Raw genomic sequence first — 19,547 nt, forward strand, 5'->3', positions numbered from 1 at the left:
AGGCCATAATGAAACTGACGAATGATTTTAAGTTGATCGATGGCAACAACCGGAGCTTACAGGCGAAAAATATGACGGAAAATCTGGCCAGCTACGATGTGCAAAACTACTCGCAGCCCAACTTTCCCAAGACAGCCCGTGTCCGTTCTTTGTTCAATGCCTATATCATTATGCATCCCTTTAAGGAACAAACCAGGGTTGCGTTTGTCGGAGAGGTTTTTCCCAACGAGCTGTTATTCGCATTCAAGTTCATTTCTTTAAACTTTGAGAGCATTTCCACCATGTACTCCCAATCGGATGCGGTAGACAAGGTTCTGAGGCTTACGGAAGAAAATCATTTGCCGAGAGATTTATGCTCTAGCGTCCGAGCCGCCTATGGCTCGGCAATGGCCAACTGTCTGCCAAGACCGGATATCATCATTATCAACAATCATCTGTGCGATGGGCTTGCCAAATTGGGTTTTCAATTCAGCAAAATTTACGATAGCAACTATATTACATTTAACGTACCCATGTTTGATACCAAAGAATCGGTTGCCTATCTGGCCGGACAATTTCAGAATGTTCTTAAAGAAATCGAGAGCGCCACAGGGTTCGCATATGACGAAAGCTATTTTCACGAAGTCATCAAGCTGTCCAACGAGGCCAAGGATTATTTCCTTAAGACAATTGAGATTGCCAAGCAGGTGCATATCCCGGGACTGCAAAGAGAGCTTTATGAAATTATGGCCGTCAATTGCTGGGGCATGAAGGAAATGGTGAAAATTTCCCAATCCCTGTACAACGAGACTCTTGAGAAATTGGAAGCGAAAGAAACAGCGCCAAGGAAAAAGCGGTTGATATGGGTTGGACTCGCACCGGACCAATCCCACGAGTTGGTTCAATATTTGGAGAACAAAATTGAACTCATTTACTGGACCACCTATTGGGAAGGTAATTTGATGCTGCTTGACCCAGAGCGGCCATTGGAAAGCATGGCAGAACGTTCCATCTCGTATTTGTGGAATGCCAACAGAATGACAGATCAAACCGCGGTTGTCTGCGAACAAAATCATATCGATGCCATCCTTTTGGTAAATACATGGGGTTGCAGAAATATGATGGGACTTAGTCAAGCGGTCCGTGAAATGGCTTCAAAAAATAAGATAAAATGTCTTTCGGTTGACGTGGACATTCGGGACAAAAACAATTATTCGTTCCCACAAGTGAAAAATCGTATCGATGCATTTTTGGAAATTATCTAATTTTAAGAATAAAAGGAGACGGGAAAAATGATTACAGTAGGAATTGATATTGGCTCACTCTCAACCAAATCGGCTATTTTGAAAGACAAAAAAGAAGTCCTTGCCTATGATGTCATTTTTACCGGCGGCAACAACAGGGAGTCTGCTGCGCAGACCTTCCGGAATGTAATTGAAAAAGCTGGACTGAACGAAAGTGATATTGACGTTGTCGTTACTACCGGTTATGGCAGAGAAAATGTGCCGTTCTCAAATAAAAATTTTTCCGAAATCACTTGCCATGCGAAGGGCATGCATTTCCTGAATCCTGAAATCCGCACGGTTCTTGATATTGGCGGGCAGGACAGCAAGGCGATACAGCTTGACGATGAAGGGAATGTGCTTAATTTTTTGATGAATGACAAGTGTGCAGCAGGTTGCGGAAGATTCCTGGATATTATCGCGCGGGCACTTGATGTCGATCTTGCAGAAATGGGGGAAATTTCTACCAGATCAACCAATGCGGCGCGGATCAGTAGCATGTGCTCTGTTTTTGCCGAAACCGAGGTTGTCTCTTTGGTAGCTGTAGGCACACCTACTCCTGATATCATTAAAGGCGTCCATGATTCTATCGCTACCAGATCCATTGCATTGCTGAAGTCGGTGGGTATCCGCGCCCCGCTTGGAATGAGCGGCGGAGTGGCCAAGAATATCGGGATCATTAACTCTCTTGAAGAAAAAATGAACATGAAAGTCCATGTGACTGCGTATCCCCAAGTGACTGGAGCGATCGGTGCAGCTTTTCTCGGACAACAATAAGAGTGAATAATCGGGATCCATAAAGGGGGATATTACTTGGATGGATCAAACAGCCGCACCGGAAAAAATCTCGTATAAAAAAATCATCAGCGTCACGTATCCCATAATTTTATCGATGTTTTCCATCAATATCATGATATTTGTTGACCGGGCATTCATTGCTCAGTACGATATCACGCAATTTGCGGCAGTTATGCCGGCCAGTAATGTGGCAACATCTCTGGCAAGTATCTTTCTGGGGGTTGTAGGGTTTTCCTCCACCTTAATTTCCCACTTTTACGGTGCTGGCGATAGGAATAACTGCAGTAAATCCTTGTGGCAGGGAGTCTACATAAGCTTGCTCGCATCTCTTATTCTGCTCCTTACTGCGCCCGTTTTTAGTTCGGTTTTTTCACTGATGGGACATAGCGGGGAACTACTGATCTATGAAAAGCAATTTTTTTACCTGATGATCTTTGCCAACTGTGTACAGATTCTGATTGCCGCGTTTTCAAGCCTGTTTCGGGGTGTGGGCGATACCAAAAAGATCCTGTATGTTGCGGTGATATCCAACATTTGCAACATTGTTCTGGATTGGCTGCTGATTTTCGGTAATTGGGGCTTTCCAGAGCTGGGTGGAATCATGGGAGCCGGTATTGCTACCTTAATTAGTTGTTTCATTAATTTGGCGATCACCATCCTAATGCTTTGTTCCAAGTCCTATAAAGCTGGCTTTCAGGTCTTCAAGAACCTTTCGTTGGATCGCGAGTTGTTCGTGAAAATATGGAAGTTCGGCTTGCCTTCGGGAATTCAGTCCTTTGTAGGCACCGCCTATTTCAGCATGCTGCTGCTCATCATCGGGAAATCGGGGGAAAGTGATATCACCGCGGCAAATATCGTTTTTACGATTGAAGGCTTATCCATCTTTCCGATATGGGGGCTTGGCAATGCGCTGAGTATTCTGGCTGCACAGGAGAGAGGCGGGGGAAGGATAGAGAATATTTCGGTCGTCCTGAAAAAGGGCTTATGGCTTGCGCTGGGATTTAATGTGCTGATCATCGTTTCGTTTAATGTGTTTCCAGATTTTCTGGTATCCATTTTTCACGCAAAAGGCAGCCAAGGGTATGACCTGATCCGGGATATTACCATTCCGCTCGTCAGACTGACATCACTGTGGATCATCATTGATTCCGTTCAGATCGTCATCGGAAGTATCCTGAAGGCGACGGGCGACACCCTGTTTATGATGAAGCTATATTTGATCGCACCCATTCTCTTCTATTTGCTGCTTCCTTATCTCACCTACATCGTGGCGGGCTACTCCTTATTCTGGGTATGGATCGAGCTGTTACTCTTTACCGTAGTCATGTTAGTTCTCGTGACCAAAAGATACACCGGTGGGAAGTGGCGCAATATCGAGGTATTAAACAAGCAGTCGTTGACCACCTGATAAAATTAAACTCCCTCCCGATAAAACTATCGGGAGGTTTTTTTATGCAAACAAATAACTCAAATAGTTACACTTTCATATGGAAGAGACCTTGTCCACCCCTAGGTGAGAGGATACAATGGGGATGGGTTAGGAAACAGGTTTGTTATGATTGAAAAGGAGGAACACCAAATGGAACAATGGCGCTACATAGTAACAGAGCCAATGTCACCTGCGATGAACATGGCAATCGACGAAGCAATTCTTATTCTACACAGTGAAGGAAAAGTACCGCCAACCGTTCGTTTTTATACATGGAACCCTGCAACACTATCGATTGGATACTTCCAAAAGTCGGAGAAAGAAATCGATCTGGATGCCGTTCGTGAACATAAGCTTGGTTTTGTAAGGCGGCCTACTGGTGGTCGAGCAGTCCTGCACGATCAAGAGCTTACCTACAGTGTGGTCGTTTCTGAGGATCATCCCAAAATGCCTGCGAGTGTGACAGAAGCGTATCAGGTCATCAGCACGGGGCTGTTGCACGGCTTCCATCAGCTTGGTTTGCAAGCAGAGATGGTTTCTCTTGCCAGTGAAGAAGAGAAGGAGAAATACAGTTCTCCAGGCTCGTCGGCTTGCTTTGATTCTCCTTCCTGGTATGAATTGGTGGTTGAGGGCAAAAAGGTGGCAGGAAGTGCTCAAACACGCCAGAAGGGTGTCATTTTGCAACATGGCTCCATTTTGCTGGATATGGATGTTGAGCTGTTGTTCTCGTTGTTGAAATTCCCGTCTGAACGTGTCAAACAACGGATGATCGACAGTTTTGTGCAAAAAGCTGTCACTATTAATGAAGTAAGTGGCCGAACAGTTTCATTGGAAGAGGCAATTGAAGCCTTCCGCAAAGGATTTGCTTCGGGGCTAGAGGTAGAATTGGTAGAGCAGCCATTAACAGAGGAAGAACTGAAGCTGGCCCAGGAATTGGCAGAAACCCGTTATGCTACAGATGAGTGGAACTTCCGCAGATAGGCAGACATACAATTTGAGAAGGGGTAGGTATGATCCTGTCCTTTTTCGTATGTAAATTGCATGATGTTGGATGAAGAAGAGAGGGTGGAGCCATGGATGAAACTCTATACCTTGTGATCTATCCAATTTTGCTGATAAGCGTGCCGATTTATTTTGTACTATCGAGAAAAGAAGCAAAACACAAGCGAAACATCAAGTGGTGTATAGTACTTTTGCTAATTACTATAATAGGAGTAGAGGCAATCGATACTTTTACCATTAAGCCCTCCCGAATTTCCGGCAACGGCAATCCGGGTATACTGGTGATTCTAGCCAATGTCCCCTACTTTATCGGGTTTCAATTGTCATTTGGTTTTTTGTTCGGCAAGTGGATCGAAAAGTTCTCCAAAATCAAACGAGTTTGGATTTTCGGGACGACAGTTTTGCTACTCGGTTTGTTCATCTGGATTTCAGCAGAACATGCACAGAGACTTTATGAAACGTTGGCAATGTATCATGAGCCGAATGTTTATAGGGGCCGACTAAATCAGTACACCAACACAGTATTTATCAATCTGTACACCTTGTTCACAACGATTTTTCTCAACATGATGCTGGTTCAGTTGATAATAGGCAAAGAGAAAAAAGAGTAAACATACCAACACATGGGGTATGTTTACTCCTTCTTTTTGCATCAATTAGCATAAAACTATCGGTAGATCTGTTGTTCGAATGCTTCCTGTAATTTACGCACAATGGGGCCGACCTCATCCGTTCCCACTGGTGAATGATCGATAGCGATAATGGGTGTTAGCTCACTCGTCGTTCCTGTCAAGAATGCCTCATCTGCCTGACGGAAGAAATCCAGAGTGAATGGCTCTTCTTTCACCGGAATTGCCAGAGATGCAGCTAATGCAAGCACTGTTGACCGAGTAATACCATGCAGGATCAGGTTGGTAGCAGGATGGGTATAAAGTGTTCCGTCCTTTACAGCAAACAGATTGGAGGCACTGCCTTCCGTCACGGTTCCTCCCCGATGGAGAACCGCATCATGTACGCCAGATGACTTCGCAGCTTGCTTGGCAAGGACAGCCCCGAGCAGGTTCAAACTTTTGATATCACAGCGAAGCCAACGAATGTCTTCTGCGGAGATCACCTTTATTCCTGATTTCAACTGAGCCATCGGACGATCTTTTTTGCGCAAATAAGCAGTCAATGTCGGTTTTGTGTCATTGGGAAATTCAAATTGTCGCTCTGCCGCACCTCTAGTGATCTGCAAATAGAGGACAGCGTCATCGGCAGATGTAATATTGTTTTTCAACAAGAGTTCACTACCTATTGCTTGCAGCTCTTCAAAAGTCCATGGCAATACGATATGTAGTTCTTTGGCGCTACGTTGCAAGCGGACCAAATGTTCTTCTAATTGGTAGTATTTTCCCTTGTATATTCTCACGACCTCATAGATGCCATCTCCGAACTGATAGCCCCGATCTTCTGGATGAATCGGTAGGAAATCGGCCTCAAACCAAGCCCCGTTAACATAGTACATTTGTCAACCCTCCAAAGTCCCAAATTTAAAAAATACACAATATGTTGTGGTATTTTTATGAAGAAACAGTTATTGAATCAACATATAGAATAAATAGGTTGAACCAAATAGCAACATATGGTATCGTTAAATCCGGCTCTACTAACGATAACAAATCAATAATAGAGTTTCAAACTGAAATCTTCGGGGGGAGAAGAATGTCAGCAGCAATAGAATCTCGACGTCTAGAAGGATTAAGTGAAAAAATCTTCCTGGATCGTTATGCCATGAAAGATCTTGATTTTAACAAAACCAAGGTTGGGGATACCGTACTTGTACTCACCAAAGACGATCCTCGCTTCCCGCAAAAGGAAGTAGGAGAAGTTCTCTCCATCGATGGAAAAGAAGCAACCATCCTCTTACGCAGTGGTGATACCATTCAGGCACCACTCGAAAGAACAACCAAGCCGCTTGAATTGAGCCCGGAAGATATGTGGGACAGGCTGGCACGCTCTCTCGCAGCGGTTGAAAAAACACCTGAGAAACAACTAGAATGGGAACATAAATTTCGTGAACTTCTCGATGACTGGAAATTAGTTCCTGGTGGACGGATCGCAGCAGGCGCAGGAGCAAACGATGAACTGACTCTCTTTAACTGCTATGTAATCCCGTCACCACACGATTCCCGTGGTGGAATCATGGACACATTAAGCCAAATGACAGAAATCATGTCACGTGGCGGTGGCGTAGGAATCAACTTATCCAGTCTGCGCCCACGCCGTGCACTCGTCAAAGGCGTGAACGGTTCCTCTAGTGGTTCCGTATCATGGGGCGGATTGTTCAGCTACACAACTGGACTAATTGAGCAAGGCGGTAGTCGCCGTGGAGCATTGATGCTCATGCTTAACGATTGGCATCCAGACCTGAATGAATTTATTACCGTGAAACAAACCATGGGACTGGTAACGAATGCAAACCTGTCCGTATGCGTATCCAACGGCTTCATGAAAGCTGTGAAAGAAGATCTGGATTGGGATCTTGTCTTCCCGGATACATCTGACCCTGACTATGAAACCGAATGGGACGGGAACCTTACCAAATGGCGTGAGGAACTCGGTAAACCTGTGAAAGTATACAAAACCGTACGTGCTCGTGATATCTGGCACACGATCATTGAATCTGCCTGGAAGTCGGCTGAACCGGGTATCGTATTCATGGAATACTACAACCAGATGTCGAATAGCTGGTACTTCAACCCAATCATCTGCACGAATCCATGCGGCGAACAGGGATTGCCAGGATGGGGCGTTTGTAACCTTTCTGCCATTAACCTGTCTAAGTTCACAGCAGATGGTGAAGTAGAGTGGGACAAGCTAGCAACAGCCGTTCGTTACGCTACTCGCTTCCTCGACAACGTAATTGATGCGACACCATATCATTTCGAAGAGAACAGACGCAACCAACAAAACGAGCGCCGTGTGGGCCTTGGCACAATGGGTCTCGCTGAAATGATGATTAAACTGGGCATTCGCTACGGCAGCCCGGAATCATTGGAATTCCTTGACAAGCTGTATAACTTTATTGCGCGTGAATCGTATCTCGCATCTGCTGAGATCGCTGAAGAAAAAGGAAGCTTCCCGATGTTCGATCGTGATAAATTCCTGCAAAGCGGCTTCATGAAGCAATTTGACGAAGAAGTTCGTTCTGCTATCTATGAAAAAGGCATTCGCAACGTAACATTGTTAACCCAAGCTCCAACGGGATCAACTGGAACAATGGTAGGTACTTCAACAGGTATTGAACCATTCTACGCATTCGAGTTCTATCGTCAAAGTCGTTTGGGAACAGACAAACAATATGTGCCGATTGCCAAAGAATGGTTAGAAGCGAACCCAGGTGAAGAGCTCCCTGACTACTTCGTTAGTGCCATGAGCTTGTCTGCTGAAGACCATGTCCGTGTTCAAGCTGCGATTCAGACATGGGTAGACTCTTCCATCAGTAAAACGGCGAACGCTCCGCACGATTTCACGGTAGAAGACACCAAAAACCTGTACGAGCTTGCTTTCGATCTCGGTTGCAAAGGTGTAACCATTTACCGTGATGGAAGCCGTGATACACAGGTATTAACTGTAAGCAAAGATGAAGAGAAGAAGGAAACAGCAGTAAATACAGAACAAGCTGAGGAAACGGCTCTCATTCAGAAAGCACCACATGTTGTGAAAGTGTACAACAAGCGTCCGAAGAAGTTGAGCGGCGCGACTTACAAGATGAGAACACCGCTCGGCAAAGCATACATTACAGTAAATGATATTGATGGTGCTCCATTCGAAGTGATTGTGAATGTGGGCAAAGCTGGTAGTGACGTATTTGCGATGTCTGAGGCACTCGGCAGAGTATCAACGCTCTTCCTGCGTTTCGGTGAACTTCCAGATGGCAACAAGGCACGTCTTTTGATCAAACACCTCAAAGGCATTGGTGGTTCGGGAGCCGTTGGTTTTGGTGCAAACCGTGTTGAGTCCATCCCGGATGCAGTTGCGAAAGCACTCGAGATGCACCTGGACGGAGAAGACGACAACCATGCCGTGGCTGCTACTGCACCTGTAGTATACAAATCTACACCGCAACCTTCATACCAGCCTGCTGAGATTGAGGATGAATTTGCGGATACACCTGATTTATGCCCTTCTTGCGGATCAGCAACACTGATGCCAGCAGAAGGATGCAAAACTTGCACCACGTGCGGGTATTCCAAGTGCAGCTAGAATAAAGATAGTTATATCGAATCAAAATTTGGTTTTAAAAGACACCGTGTTCAAATGAACATGGTGTCTTTTTTTTATAAAAATCCATTTAATAATCCTCAACTACTTCCTCCGATTATTGCTAGTAGGAAGGAAGTAGTTTAGCAAAGAGCCGAAAAATGCCTGGTAGGGAGAATGAACGATGAAATGGAATCGCTCAAGAAAAAGGAAATATCAAAGGGTGGATGAAGTAAATAAGAGTCAGGCAAAGGAGAAAGACGTAAAACTTTATTGTGTTACGCTATTTTCTTGAAAAATGGTACAAACTAATTATATTATTTTATTAATCGAACATGTATTCTTCTTGTATGACATTTCTTTCTTGAACGAAAGAAAGGATTTCCACTGGATGGTGATAAGGTTCAAGATGTTAGAACTCAAACGAATCTACCAAGAAATGGTGAACGATCAGGGGCTTATGAATACTACCAGAGAAGTACTTGAACAAGAGTGCAAAAAACAAGGGATTTTATCTGGTTTTTCCGAGATTGCTTGTGACTTTTTCTTTGAAATAAAGGGTTATGACTTGTCTACAGAAAAGCTGAGAAAAGTGTACATCTTGATGCAAGACAGTTTTCTTATAAATGGAGACTGGATGCCCACTGAACAAGCTAAAAAAAATGGAAAATGGAGCCAAGTTAAGCAGTCTGTTAGAAAAATTATTGGAATCTAGCAGTATTTTTAGAAATTAAATAAATACCAATAATCGATAAAAAACGGAGATATTCTCCGTTTTTTTCTTTTTTTATAAAAAATTTCCAAAACAGTTAAGATTCTTACACAAAAAGACTACATAGAAGGTGAGAATGAAAATATCAGAAAAAATACGAAATGAAAGGAGAAAAATCATAGAATAAGAACGTATGTTCCGTTAAAATAAGAACAAGCGTTCTTATTGTTGTCTCTCCATATGGATTATTCTACATAATATTACAGATTAAACCTAATATTTGCGTTGAACTACATAAAGGGAGATATCAGGGGGAAAATGGATGAAGTACGTTCTAGAAAACAAATCTTTGGATGAATTGGTTATGCAATATACGGAGGAACAAGTAACGTTTGAAGATATCGCAATTCTTATGCGAAAGCGTATAAAGTGTATTGCTTGGAAGGCAGCGAAAGCGTTTTACCGTTTTAGTGCTGTATTTGATGTAGAGGACTATGAAAATATTGCCCTTTTCGCATTAAAGAAAGCTATTGACACATGGAAACCAGAGAAGGCAAGTTTTTCAACTTATTATGAAAAAGTAGTTCATTCTGAGCTTCATGCGATTCGCAGAGGGATGAATGCTCTGCATAGGCAAAGCAACCTTGACACCATTAGCATCGATACAAACGTAAAAGGAGAGGAACAAGAGTGGCTTCGCAGCTTTGAAAGAGGGTATGCTCTTACTGATTTTTGGGAGAGTTACAGTCGTTTGGGATTATCCTATAGACAGGATGAGATCTGCCGGATGATTATGCTTGGTTATAGGAACAAAGAGATAGCAAGTATTTTGGGGATATCAGAAGGGGCTGTCAGCATGATGATAAATAGAATGCAGAAAAAATTTGAAAAAATCTATTAGCATAGCGTTAAGAAATGGGCAGACCTTCCCTATAAAGATAATGATGGGAATTATCTTTGGACCCAAAGAAGGGAAAACCATTGACAAGCCTAATGCAAAATAGTCCTAATGATTGGTATTTGGCAAAAATGATTGATAGTCACGTTTCAGCAGGGATACGTGCAATTTTACTTTATCTTGTGAATGACCTGAGTAAGAGCGAAAAGCAATCCTCAGTATCACGATAGAGAAATAGTAAAAGGAGGAACAAACAAAGAACCAAGCCGTATCTTTTCAGATGCCAAAGATCAATCATATTCAAACATCCAAAAAGGTAAAAGAAGTTCTCGATCTTGCAAGAAGCTTTATTCAAATGGGGTTTCATCCAAAGATTGAGGTAAGAGTGACAGCAGGCTATCAACTGGTGCCACGAAGTGAGACGAATCGGTTTATCAGCAGTACAGAAAGTGTGGCAATCAAAAATGTAGACATAGAAAGAATGAGAACTGAACATGTGCGGATTGTATTGGAAGCTGTCAATTCACTGGCAAAAAAAGAACGTGAGCTTATTTCGATCAGATGGTTTGGCGATGATGACCTGACGGATATCGAAGCGTACATCGAGCTCGATATGACCCATGCCACCTATTACCGGGTTCGATCCAGAGCATTTTACAAGCTTGCCCATGCATTACATCTTGCTGTTTATGAGTAATAGAGTAAGCGTGTTAGTAAAAAACGATTTAGATACAAGAGAGCCATCGAGTAGGAGCGGATGGCTTTTTTTGTTGTATCTAAAGAGTGAATTCGTCGTTCCCCTTTTCCCGAGCGGGCTGATGGCGTTGGGGAAAGGGTGGGGGTGTAGAAAATATTTCCAGTCGGTGTGGTATACTGGTTTTCGGGAGTTGCTTTGTAGAGCGTTTTCGCAGATTGTGAAATGATTAGTACGAGAGGGTGAAAACCATGAATAGAGGTAATTGGGCTTTCTATCAAGGCGAGGAGGTTAAAGTAATAGAACATTCCAAGAATAAATTCGAGTTATTTGTAAGACATCCTTTTTTAATGCATCTTGGATTTAAACTGAATTTATCACACGGGGTCTTCAGCAAGAAGGTAAAGAAATCAGAAATTGATTCCATTTATTATATTGATAACAAAGTTCTTTACAAAGAAAGAGTATTTCAACTCTCTGAAATGAGAGGAGATAGCCTTTTACTATTTGAGAACGATGAAAGTGCTAGAAAACTTGGATTTACCCAAGTCGAGCGGGGAGAATATGAGAAATGGGTTAAAAAAGAGGAAGTAGATTGCATCTAGGCGCTTTATAAAGGAATGGAGCTTATGGTGGAACAAAGTTCAGATCAGTTTGTCCTGAGTAGTTATGATCCTTCTGTTACAGCTTATGGATTTTTTCCCTATTACAATAAATATGCAAAGTATGCGGACAGGTTGGAAATCGATTCCATCTATTATTACGATACCTATGCCGAATATAAAGGAAACACTGTTTCGGTTATCGACAACATAGGAGATAATCTCCTCCTGTATGGTGAAGAAATGAATGCTGCAAAAAAACTGTTTAGATTTATTCTGCGCTTATTAGGGAAATTGTTTGCTACTGAGGAAGGTTCAGATAACGATTCGGACATAGATGATAGCTGTAAGTATGAAAAATGGGTAAAAAGAGAAGAAGTTGACCGTATCTGGACAATAAGAAAGCCAATATGGGGGTTTCCTGAACCAAACATAATAACTTCATAGGGTGTTTTACACACCACAGGTAAATCCACAAGCAAACAGCTATACTACGAAGTGAGCTCATGCAGCTCGCTTAGCTATGGTAATAGCTTTCATATCGATCCTATGCGATACCTGGAGAGACTTTGAAAAGAGTCGTGGACGTACTACAACTCACTTGGTCGTAAAGACTAATGCGATGACAAAAGATGACTGAATACATAGCGGGTGGCTTTTTCGTTGAATACAGAGAGGAGAGGAAAAGAGTAGATAGGAACATTTTGCATTCACAATAAAACAACTGATACAAGATTGAGAGAAACATGATACAAAAGTGTGATAGAGATGGAATACATTTTCGTTTTGCAGGTGCTATTCTTGTATTATCAAATCAATAGAGAGAAGCCATCCGGGTTGAACGGGTGGCTTTTTTCATTGCATAAAAAGGGGGTGATATCATCTTGAATCAAATTCTAGCCGCCTTGCAGCAACTGGTAAATGAAGCTTACCCCAATTTGCCTGTGTTGAGCAGCTATGGAAAGTGGTTGGCAGGCAGTTTTGATCCACCTTGTGTTTTTGTCTACGCAGACCATGCAGGAGAAAAAGCGAACACATTAACCAGTCATCGCAAGTTGTATTCGGGACTAATTGTGCTTCATTTTCCGAGAGATTCCACATCGGGGGAGTACCAACCCATTGCAACAGACTCGCTCACTGATATTTTGCGCAGGGAGCGTTTTATGTACCCTGCTCTGGTAAATGGGAAGAAGGTTGTTCTTACGATTGATTCGGAAAAGTTTCTCATGCGCTTGAATGGGCGAGGGGACAGAATCTATGTCACATTCCCTATCGAAACGGTGGCAAAAATCCCAGTGAGTGAGGCACCACCGATTCAAAACTTTCAATTGGAGTCAGGAGGAAGCCAATGAGAACAAAAACAAACGAAAAACAGCAGTCCCAGGAAATGGTGAGGACTGTTGATCAGTGGGTGGAGAGTCCCGCTTATCTCGGAGCTGAGCGTTTTGAGATTGCAGGCGCTCTTTTTGATGTACGGGACAAGATTGGCGAGACAGAAGTACGTCAGCGCTTGTCTACATTTCGCGGAGGTGAAAAATAATGAGTATTCAACGTCTTAGACCTGGTGTGTATATCGAATTAATGGCAAAAGCAAAAGAACGGATTCTTCCCAAGAGTGGAATCGTCTGCATTCCATATGTAGGAGAATACGGAAAACCGAATGAACCCGTTTTGGTAAGCGGCTATGAAGAACGTATGAAGGAAACGCTTGGCTTGATTGATTCCATCGAATTGGCGGCCGAGAGCGGCCCGACTCTTCTGTTGTATCGAATCTGCGATAGTGCTGCTCAAACAGCCAAGTTCACACAAGCAAACAGCTTTGAAATTTCGGCAAAATATCCTGGCCTGGAAGGAAACAAGCTATCCATTACCGTTCAGAACAGTACGGCAGAACCTGGGAAGAAAGAAGTCGTCATCAAGCACACGGAGCTTGGTTTTACGCACAAGCTGTCTGTTGCAGGAGTGGATGAACTGGTTGAAAAGACCGCCAATCTGGATTATGTCGCTCAAGCGAAAAAACTGGGGAATGACGCTATTGCTGATGTAGTTGCTACCACATTTGCAGGTGGAACCACTGGGAAGCCGGCGTCACTGACAAGTACTCACTTCACCAAACTCTTTTCCGATATTAATGGAGCTGATTTTGACGCATTGTATTTGCCAAGTGCAGATGCAGCGATTCAGGCAAGTGCCAAGCAATTTGTTTCTGACCGACGAACGCAGAGCCAGAAACTCTCTACATTGGTCATCGGGGGAAGCAGTAATACGGATGTGGATATGGAGAAGCACATCGAGCGCTCTGTCGCCATGAATGAACGCTACATTGTCAATTCTGCCATTTCCGGTTTGCACGTGAATGGAAAGACCTACAGTTCATTGGAATTTGCTGCCTGGGTAGCCGGGTTGATTGCTGCTACTCCGGCGCATATTTCGCTGACGGCATTGCCTATACCGCTCAAAAAAGCGACGAAAGACTTTGGACAATCGGAAATTATGAAAGGTTTGGCAAACGGTGTCCTGATGGCGACCCGTGATGGTTACAGCTACATCATTGAATCTGCTGTTAATACGCTTTCCGTCCTGCATACAGGCGAACGAGAGGACTTTGGCAAAATCCGTGTCTCCATGACGCTTGATCAGGTGATGAACGATCTGGTCAGTGTAGGCAAAAAGTACAAAGGCAAGCTGAGCAATAATGATATCGGACGAGCTACCTTTATCGCTGCAGCAAAGTCCTATCTTGATGAGCGTGTTCGCCAATCCGCATTGGCTGCTGGAGCAAATGTCACAGAGAGCCCAGATCTGGAAAGCTTCGGCGATACTGCCTACTTCAGAGTCAGCGCACAGCCGCTGGATGCAATTGAAGTCTTTACTATTGGTTGGGAGGTGCTCTAATTATGGCGGCACATAATCTTTATTTGAAAAACAGTCAGGTATATGACGTAAAGGGTGACCCGATTCCGGGGCTGTTAGAGGCAAAAGCGGTAATGAAAATCAAGACGGAGCCGGTACATCGTCTGCGTCAGGGTGAAATGGAAGACATCGTTTCCTATCATACGGAATTGACGTTGACATTGCCTACGCAAAACGCAAGCTTGAAATACTTCATTATTGACCAAATTACCTCTGGAAAAACACCAATTATTCCGATGCTTCTTGGCGAACATCTGGATAAGGAAAGTGATGACAATAATAAGGAGATTGTCAAGTTTACAAACATTCGGTTGGTTCCGGAAGAATTGACAATTTTTCAGGCAAAAGCAGAAGGAAACGATAAGGGAACATATGAAATTCGCGGCAAAACCAACGACAACCCTGAATTCTTAACTAAGTTTCCTGACTATGTAGAGTAAGGAGAATCTATCGATGAGTAAATTGGAAAAATACCTGGCGAAAGCCAAGGATGAAGCAGCTCGTAAAACAATGACGGTCGAAATTGACGGTGAAGTCTGGTCCGTTCGCTCGCTTACTTTAACAGAACTGCGTACATGCGAACGTATGGCAGATAAAGGAGAAGAGTTTGACTGGTACCGCTACAACGATGCACGTATTGTCAAAGCAACTGAGCATGAATTCCAGTGGAACAATCAAGATCTGCAGAAAGCTTATAAAGCGGTGGATAAGTATGACCTTCCCGCCAAGTTGTTTGACCATGATATGGAAGGATACGCCAAGCTGCTTAATGCCATCCGTGAGATTTCTCAGGAGCAGAGTGAAGAAGAGCTTGTGGAAGAAGCAAAAAACTGATCCGATCCGACGGCGAAGCCTCTCACATCTGCCGAGCTTTTTTAAACGGCCGAGGCCGTCCTGAGGATCTGGTTGAATACGCAGTTGATCGATATAAGCAGAAACTGTTTATCATCGCCTGCCAACTGATTGAAATTGAAGAGATGGAGAAGGCGTTCGACTAGTCTTCTCTCTTTTCCCGAGCGGGCAGATGGCGTTGGGGAAAGGGGTGGGGATGCAGAAAATATTTCCAGTTGGTGTGGTATACTAAATTTGGGAAATTGCGTTCGGAGAGCGTTTTCGCAGATTGTGAAATGATTAGTACGAGAGGGTGAAAACCATGAATAGAGGTAATTGGGCTTTCTATCAAGGCGAGGAGGTTAGAGTAATCAGACATTCTCAAAAAAAGTTTGAGTTATATGTAAGAAACCCCTCTTTGATGCATCTTGGGTTTAAGCTGAATTTAGATAGAGTCTATAGCAAGAAGGTAAAGAAATTTGAGCTTGATTCCATTTATTATATTGATAACAAAGCTCTATACAAAGAAAGAGTATTTCATCTCTCTGATATGAAAGAAGATTGTCTCTTATTATATGGTATAGGCGAAGATTGTGAAAAATTTGGATTTAACCAAATTGATCGGGGAGAATATGAGAAATGGGTCAAAAGAGAGGAAGTAGATTGCATCTGGGCAGCAAGAACTCCAACAGAGGATCTTCCTTTGCCAGAGAATCAACTGAAAACTGGAATCTGGGCACTTTATAAAGGCATGGAGTTTATAGTGGAACGGGAATCAGATCGGTTTGAGCTATATAGCTATGATCCTTCTTTAACCGCTATTGGATTTGTTCCCTATTATAATAAATACCTAAAGTTTGTGGACAAGTCTGATATTGACGCCATCTATTATTATGATAACTATGCCGAATATAAAGGTAATACCGTTTCGGTTATAGACAGTGTAGGTAATAATATCCTTCTGTATGGCATGGATTTTTGTAAAGAAATCGAAGCTGAGCGGTCCGAAGTCAAAAAACAGGACGGATTTGTACTGCGAATGTTAGAAAAATGGTTTACCGTTGATAGCAAGGATAAAAAATCGAACAAAATTGAAATACCAAACATAGATGATAGCTGCAAGTATGAAAGATGGGTAAAAAGAGATCAAGTTGACCGTATCTGGACGATAAGAAGGCCGATTTGGGGATTTCCCGAGCCGAACATAAATGAATAAACAATATTTTTTTCTAAAAAGCCATTTGCTCCAAGAGAGTCAGGGCTTTTTTTTATTCCTCTAAATGGTCAATATCGGTGTTTCAGAATTGAAAATGGAGGTGAAAGGATGGCAAAGAGTTTCTTCAAAAAACTATTTAATATTGGTAGTGCTAATAAACTTGACATTAAGCAAATTCTTGCACAGAAGGGGATAACACCTGAGTATATTCTTAATTTAGTAAACAAGAAAGAGGAAATGACAGAAGAAGAAATGAAGATCCATTTGGATGTTTTAGCCTCTCTTCCAAAAGTAAAAAAAGGAACGAAGATTCAAAAGGTTGTTGATGCTCATGCAGTAGATTGGCTTTTTAAGGTTTCTGAAAGGCAAAGCTTTCGAGCTAGGATTAATAATCTTCTTAAGAGGCGAGTAAAGGAGAAGGCAGAAAAGCAACTAGAATTACGTGGGTTTGTGGCACAAGCCCAAGATGTAAGCGATTTGGATTCCTTCCCAAAAGCATATAAAGGACTTGCTCTTAATTATTCTGGCAGTACACATTTTGGGAAGACAATGGCATTTGCTATTAGTTATGAAACAGAAAAACCAGAAAATTATAAAAGGCCATTGAATAGTCGAATGTATAAATTCGCCGAAACAATGTTCCCTGGAGCTATAAAAATATTCAAGGAATTAAACTTACCTTCTCCATATGGAGGAAATGCTTATACGGTAAGTAAAGATGGATTATTTCCTGAGTTAATTGCTGATCCAGAAAAGATGAATAAAACTGCTGTCGTACACTTACTAACTAAACATGGTAAAAAAAGAGTGGCAAAATATAGTGAATCGGATGGAAAGTTCGTTATTGATGCTAAGACTTATCAAGAAATTATGGAATGGTACAGAAAGCAACCTCCAGATTTTAAATCAACACAGGTAAAAAGGGAAAAAGTGAAAAAACATCGCCAAACTCGAGGTGGCAAAAAGTATGATATACCCAAAAAATTCCAATATTCAAGTACCGGCAGAAAATACGTCAGTCCACCTAACCAAAAGAAATCTTTCATGCAGAAGTTCAAAAACGGGATTGGCAGCAAATTAAAACCTTTCGCCAACATCGGCGGAAAGGCTCGCAACATATTGCCATCCGTGAAAAACCTAAAAAACGACCTGTTCAACTACGCCAAGCTAACAATTGAAAACCTTATTCCTGCTGAGAAAGATCAGAATGACAGCGATATCGGTGGATTTACAGATATAGACCCCATGTTGCCTACTGGAGGTTGTGATTGTCAATGCAATTGCTGTTGCTGTGATGGACAAGCGGATGGCACAAGTGAAAAGTCAGAACATGACAAGAAACAAAAGCAGAAACGAAAAAGAAAAGGTAGAAAAGGGAAAGGGAAAAATAAAAAGCAACCTCCAACCGGACGTGGAGGAAAGCCGAATCAGCCGAATAATAGCAAGAAAATTCAGAAATCAATAACTCAACAGCCTAAATCTACTGGGAGAGATACTTCACCAAAACCAAAAGAGTCTGTAATGAATAAGGTAAAAACTCGTCTGGGTGGAGTAGGCAAAACGATTGGAAATCTGTTTGGAAAGGCAAAAAACTGGCTGCCATCTGGTAAAACAGTTGGAAATTTGTTTGGAAAGGCAAAAGACTGGCTACCATCAGGAGAAACAGTTGGAAACCTGCTAGGAAAGACAAAAGGTTGGCTACCATCTGGTGAAACGGTTGGAAACCTCATTGGAAAGGCAAAATCCTGGCTACCATCTGGAGCAACAATTAAGAATTTTGGAAAAGGCGCATTAAAGAAACTCCCCTTAATCGGTACTGTTATCGGTGCTGGCTCGGTACTAACATCAGATAACAAACTGGATGCCCTCTTGCGTTTGGGAGCAGAAACTGTAGGGGGAGTGTTGGGCGGTGCAGCAGGAGCGGCGCTTGGTTCTATAGTACCAGGTCCAGGTACGGCAATAGGCGGTGTGGCCGGAACCGCTCTTGGTTCAGCAGGTGGCGGTTACCTTTATGATAAGGCAAAGCAGTGGTTGACGGGTAAATCTAATCAGAACCATCCATCATTTCGGGGACCTGTTAATCCAGCTCGTGTTATCCCAAAAGTGAATGCAGAGCAGGTAAGTCAACCAATTAAGCCTGTTGCCCCGACAAAACCGACAAAAGGTCAAAACAAACTAACTTCTTTGACCGTACAATCCATGCCAATCACATTGAAAGCAGATGGCGTGTTGCAGGATGTTTCCGGAATGATGCGCTTATTGCGTGATCCCTCGATCAGCAATGAAATCAAGCGTATTATTGAAAAAGCGTTTGTTGACGCCTATGAAACGAAAGGCGGCGCCACGCAGGGAGGTGTGATCGTATGATCCGATTGCAAGGCCAATATCGTCTGACCTTCCCCGTGACACCTGGTGAGGTTTCATTCAAAGGGTATGGAAATGACATCGAATCGCAAACCTCGATTACCCTGGTAACTAAAAATCAAATCTCAGCCATGCGTCCCAAGGCGATCTCATTCGATTTTTTTCTCCCAGGGAATATCGAGTCCTCACTGATTGAAGTTGAGGGCTATCAAGGTCCGAGAGCATGGCTGGAAGGATTGGAAAGGCTCTCAGGAAAACCAGTACTACTCACGATTGATGAACTAAATCTTGCCTGGAACGTGCTTGTTGGCCCCTGTGACGGCAAATTCTCGGGAATGAACGCTGATTTTCACGGTTCCATCGAGTTTCCTCTTTTTATCAAAGAGGAATTTATCACCTGGTCCAACTCCAAGCAGTTGTTGGCTCCGGCTGCCGTCATTTCCAAGCAGGTAAAGCAGCGACCCAATACCACAGGAAAAACAAGTCCAAAAAAGACTGTGCAGATTAGTAAAAGTTTGCAAGATGAGCAGTTGAAAAGAATCGAACAAAAATTGCGATTGAAAAATCTGGACGAATAGAAA

The 19,547-nt window shown here is 42.8% G+C and carries 20 protein-coding genes; 19 read left to right on the forward strand and 1 reads right to left on the reverse strand.

Features of this window, described 5'->3' with window-relative positions:
* Positions 1 to 8: 8 nt before the first annotated feature.
* The 5 genes from ACPW7N_RS16660 (at position 9) to ACPW7N_RS16680 (ending at position 5,102) form a co-directional block, all read left to right on the forward strand.
* A complete protein-coding gene (locus ACPW7N_RS16660; RefSeq protein ID WP_425652231.1) occupies positions 9 to 1,244 on the forward strand; it encodes a 2-hydroxyacyl-CoA dehydratase subunit D in 1,236 nt (411 codons plus the stop codon).
* A gap of 27 nt (positions 1,245 to 1,271) precedes the next feature.
* Positions 1,272 to 2,039 carry an acyl-CoA dehydratase activase gene (locus ACPW7N_RS16665; protein WP_425652232.1) on the forward strand — a complete coding sequence of 256 codons (768 nt, stop codon included), beginning with the start codon at positions 1,272 to 1,274 and terminating at the stop codon, positions 2,037 to 2,039.
* A 40-nt stretch (positions 2,040 to 2,079) separates the two neighbouring features.
* Positions 2,080 to 3,468 carry an MATE family efflux transporter gene (locus ACPW7N_RS16670; RefSeq protein WP_425652233.1) on the forward strand — a complete coding sequence of 463 codons (1,389 nt, stop codon included), beginning with the start codon at positions 2,080 to 2,082 and terminating at the stop codon, positions 3,466 to 3,468.
* Positions 3,469 to 3,639: 171 nt separating this feature from the next.
* Positions 3,640 to 4,470 (forward strand): lipoate--protein ligase family protein, encoded by an 831-nt coding sequence (locus tag ACPW7N_RS16675; protein WP_425652234.1) that lies wholly within the window; start codon positions 3,640 to 3,642, stop codon positions 4,468 to 4,470.
* A 92-nt stretch (positions 4,471 to 4,562) separates the two neighbouring features.
* Positions 4,563 to 5,102: a hypothetical protein gene (locus tag ACPW7N_RS16680; protein WP_425652235.1), complete on the forward strand. Its 540-nt coding sequence runs from the start codon at positions 4,563 to 4,565 to the stop codon at positions 5,100 to 5,102.
* Positions 5,103 to 5,158: 56 nt separating this feature from the next.
* Here ACPW7N_RS16680 and dat read toward each other — a convergent pair whose 3' ends face one another.
* The gene (dat, locus tag ACPW7N_RS16685) at positions 5,159 to 5,998 is read right to left on the reverse strand and encodes a D-amino-acid transaminase (protein ID WP_425652236.1); all 840 of its coding nucleotides are present in this window, start codon (positions 5,996 to 5,998) and stop codon (positions 5,159 to 5,161) included.
* A gap of 197 nt (positions 5,999 to 6,195) precedes the next feature.
* On the opposite strand from dat, the gene ACPW7N_RS16690 reads away from it, so the two are divergent.
* From ACPW7N_RS16690 to ACPW7N_RS16755, 14 genes are all read left to right on the forward strand, one after another.
* Positions 6,196 to 8,739: an adenosylcobalamin-dependent ribonucleoside-diphosphate reductase gene (locus ACPW7N_RS16690; protein WP_425652237.1), complete on the forward strand. Its 2,544-nt coding sequence runs from the start codon at positions 6,196 to 6,198 to the stop codon at positions 8,737 to 8,739.
* A 406-nt stretch (positions 8,740 to 9,145) separates the two neighbouring features.
* Positions 9,146 to 9,451, forward strand: coding sequence for a hypothetical protein (locus tag ACPW7N_RS16695; protein WP_425652238.1), 306 nt, complete (start codon positions 9,146 to 9,148; stop codon positions 9,449 to 9,451).
* 319 nt (positions 9,452 to 9,770) lie between these two features.
* Positions 9,771 to 10,349 carry a helix-turn-helix transcriptional regulator gene (locus ACPW7N_RS16700; protein WP_425652239.1) on the forward strand — a complete coding sequence of 193 codons (579 nt, stop codon included), beginning with the start codon at positions 9,771 to 9,773 and terminating at the stop codon, positions 10,347 to 10,349.
* Positions 10,350 to 10,626: 277 nt separating this feature from the next.
* Positions 10,627 to 11,043, forward strand: a complete 417-nt coding sequence (locus ACPW7N_RS16705) for an ArpU family phage packaging/lysis transcriptional regulator (protein ID WP_425652240.1) — start codon at positions 10,627 to 10,629, stop codon at positions 11,041 to 11,043.
* A 248-nt stretch (positions 11,044 to 11,291) separates the two neighbouring features.
* Positions 11,292 to 11,645: a hypothetical protein gene (locus ACPW7N_RS16710; protein ID WP_425652241.1), complete on the forward strand. Its 354-nt coding sequence runs from the start codon at positions 11,292 to 11,294 to the stop codon at positions 11,643 to 11,645.
* A gap of 24 nt (positions 11,646 to 11,669) precedes the next feature.
* A complete protein-coding gene (locus ACPW7N_RS16715; RefSeq protein ID WP_425652242.1) occupies positions 11,670 to 12,089 on the forward strand; it encodes a hypothetical protein in 420 nt (139 codons plus the stop codon).
* A gap of 437 nt (positions 12,090 to 12,526) precedes the next feature.
* Positions 12,527 to 12,994, forward strand: coding sequence for a hypothetical protein (locus ACPW7N_RS16720; protein ID WP_425652243.1), 468 nt, complete (start codon positions 12,527 to 12,529; stop codon positions 12,992 to 12,994).
* Positions 12,991 to 13,182, forward strand: a complete 192-nt coding sequence (locus ACPW7N_RS16725; RefSeq protein WP_425652244.1) for a hypothetical protein — start codon at positions 12,991 to 12,993, stop codon at positions 13,180 to 13,182. Before ACPW7N_RS16720 ends, ACPW7N_RS16725 begins: the two co-directional genes overlap by 4 nt.
* Entirely contained in the window at positions 13,182 to 14,537 is a 1,356-nt protein-coding gene (locus ACPW7N_RS16730) for a phage tail sheath subtilisin-like domain-containing protein (protein WP_425652245.1), read from the forward strand. The genes ACPW7N_RS16725 and ACPW7N_RS16730 overlap by 1 nt, the downstream gene beginning before the upstream one ends.
* 2 nt (positions 14,538 to 14,539) lie before the next feature.
* Entirely contained in the window at positions 14,540 to 14,995 is a 456-nt protein-coding gene (locus ACPW7N_RS16735) for a hypothetical protein (protein WP_425652246.1), read from the forward strand.
* Positions 14,996 to 15,008: 13 nt separating this feature from the next.
* Positions 15,009 to 15,389, forward strand: a complete 381-nt coding sequence (locus tag ACPW7N_RS16740; RefSeq protein ID WP_425652247.1) for a phage tail assembly chaperone — start codon at positions 15,009 to 15,011, stop codon at positions 15,387 to 15,389.
* Positions 15,390 to 15,708: 319 nt separating this feature from the next.
* On the forward strand, positions 15,709 to 16,602 hold the full coding sequence (locus ACPW7N_RS16745; RefSeq protein WP_425652248.1) for a hypothetical protein: 894 nt from the start codon (positions 15,709 to 15,711) through the stop codon (positions 16,600 to 16,602).
* A 108-nt stretch (positions 16,603 to 16,710) separates the two neighbouring features.
* Complete coding sequence (locus ACPW7N_RS16750) at positions 16,711 to 18,969, forward strand: hypothetical protein (protein ID WP_425652249.1); 2,259 nt, start codon at positions 16,711 to 16,713, stop codon at positions 18,967 to 18,969.
* Positions 18,966 to 19,544 (forward strand): hypothetical protein, encoded by a 579-nt coding sequence (locus tag ACPW7N_RS16755; RefSeq protein WP_425652250.1) that lies wholly within the window; start codon positions 18,966 to 18,968, stop codon positions 19,542 to 19,544. Before ACPW7N_RS16750 ends, ACPW7N_RS16755 begins: the two co-directional genes overlap by 4 nt.
* The last annotated feature ends 3 nt before the right edge of the window (positions 19,545 to 19,547 follow it).

The organism is Brevibacillus nigriterrae (genome assembly GCF_049846925.1).
Classification (GTDB): domain Bacteria; phylum Bacillota; class Bacilli; order Brevibacillales; family Brevibacillaceae; genus Brevibacillus_H.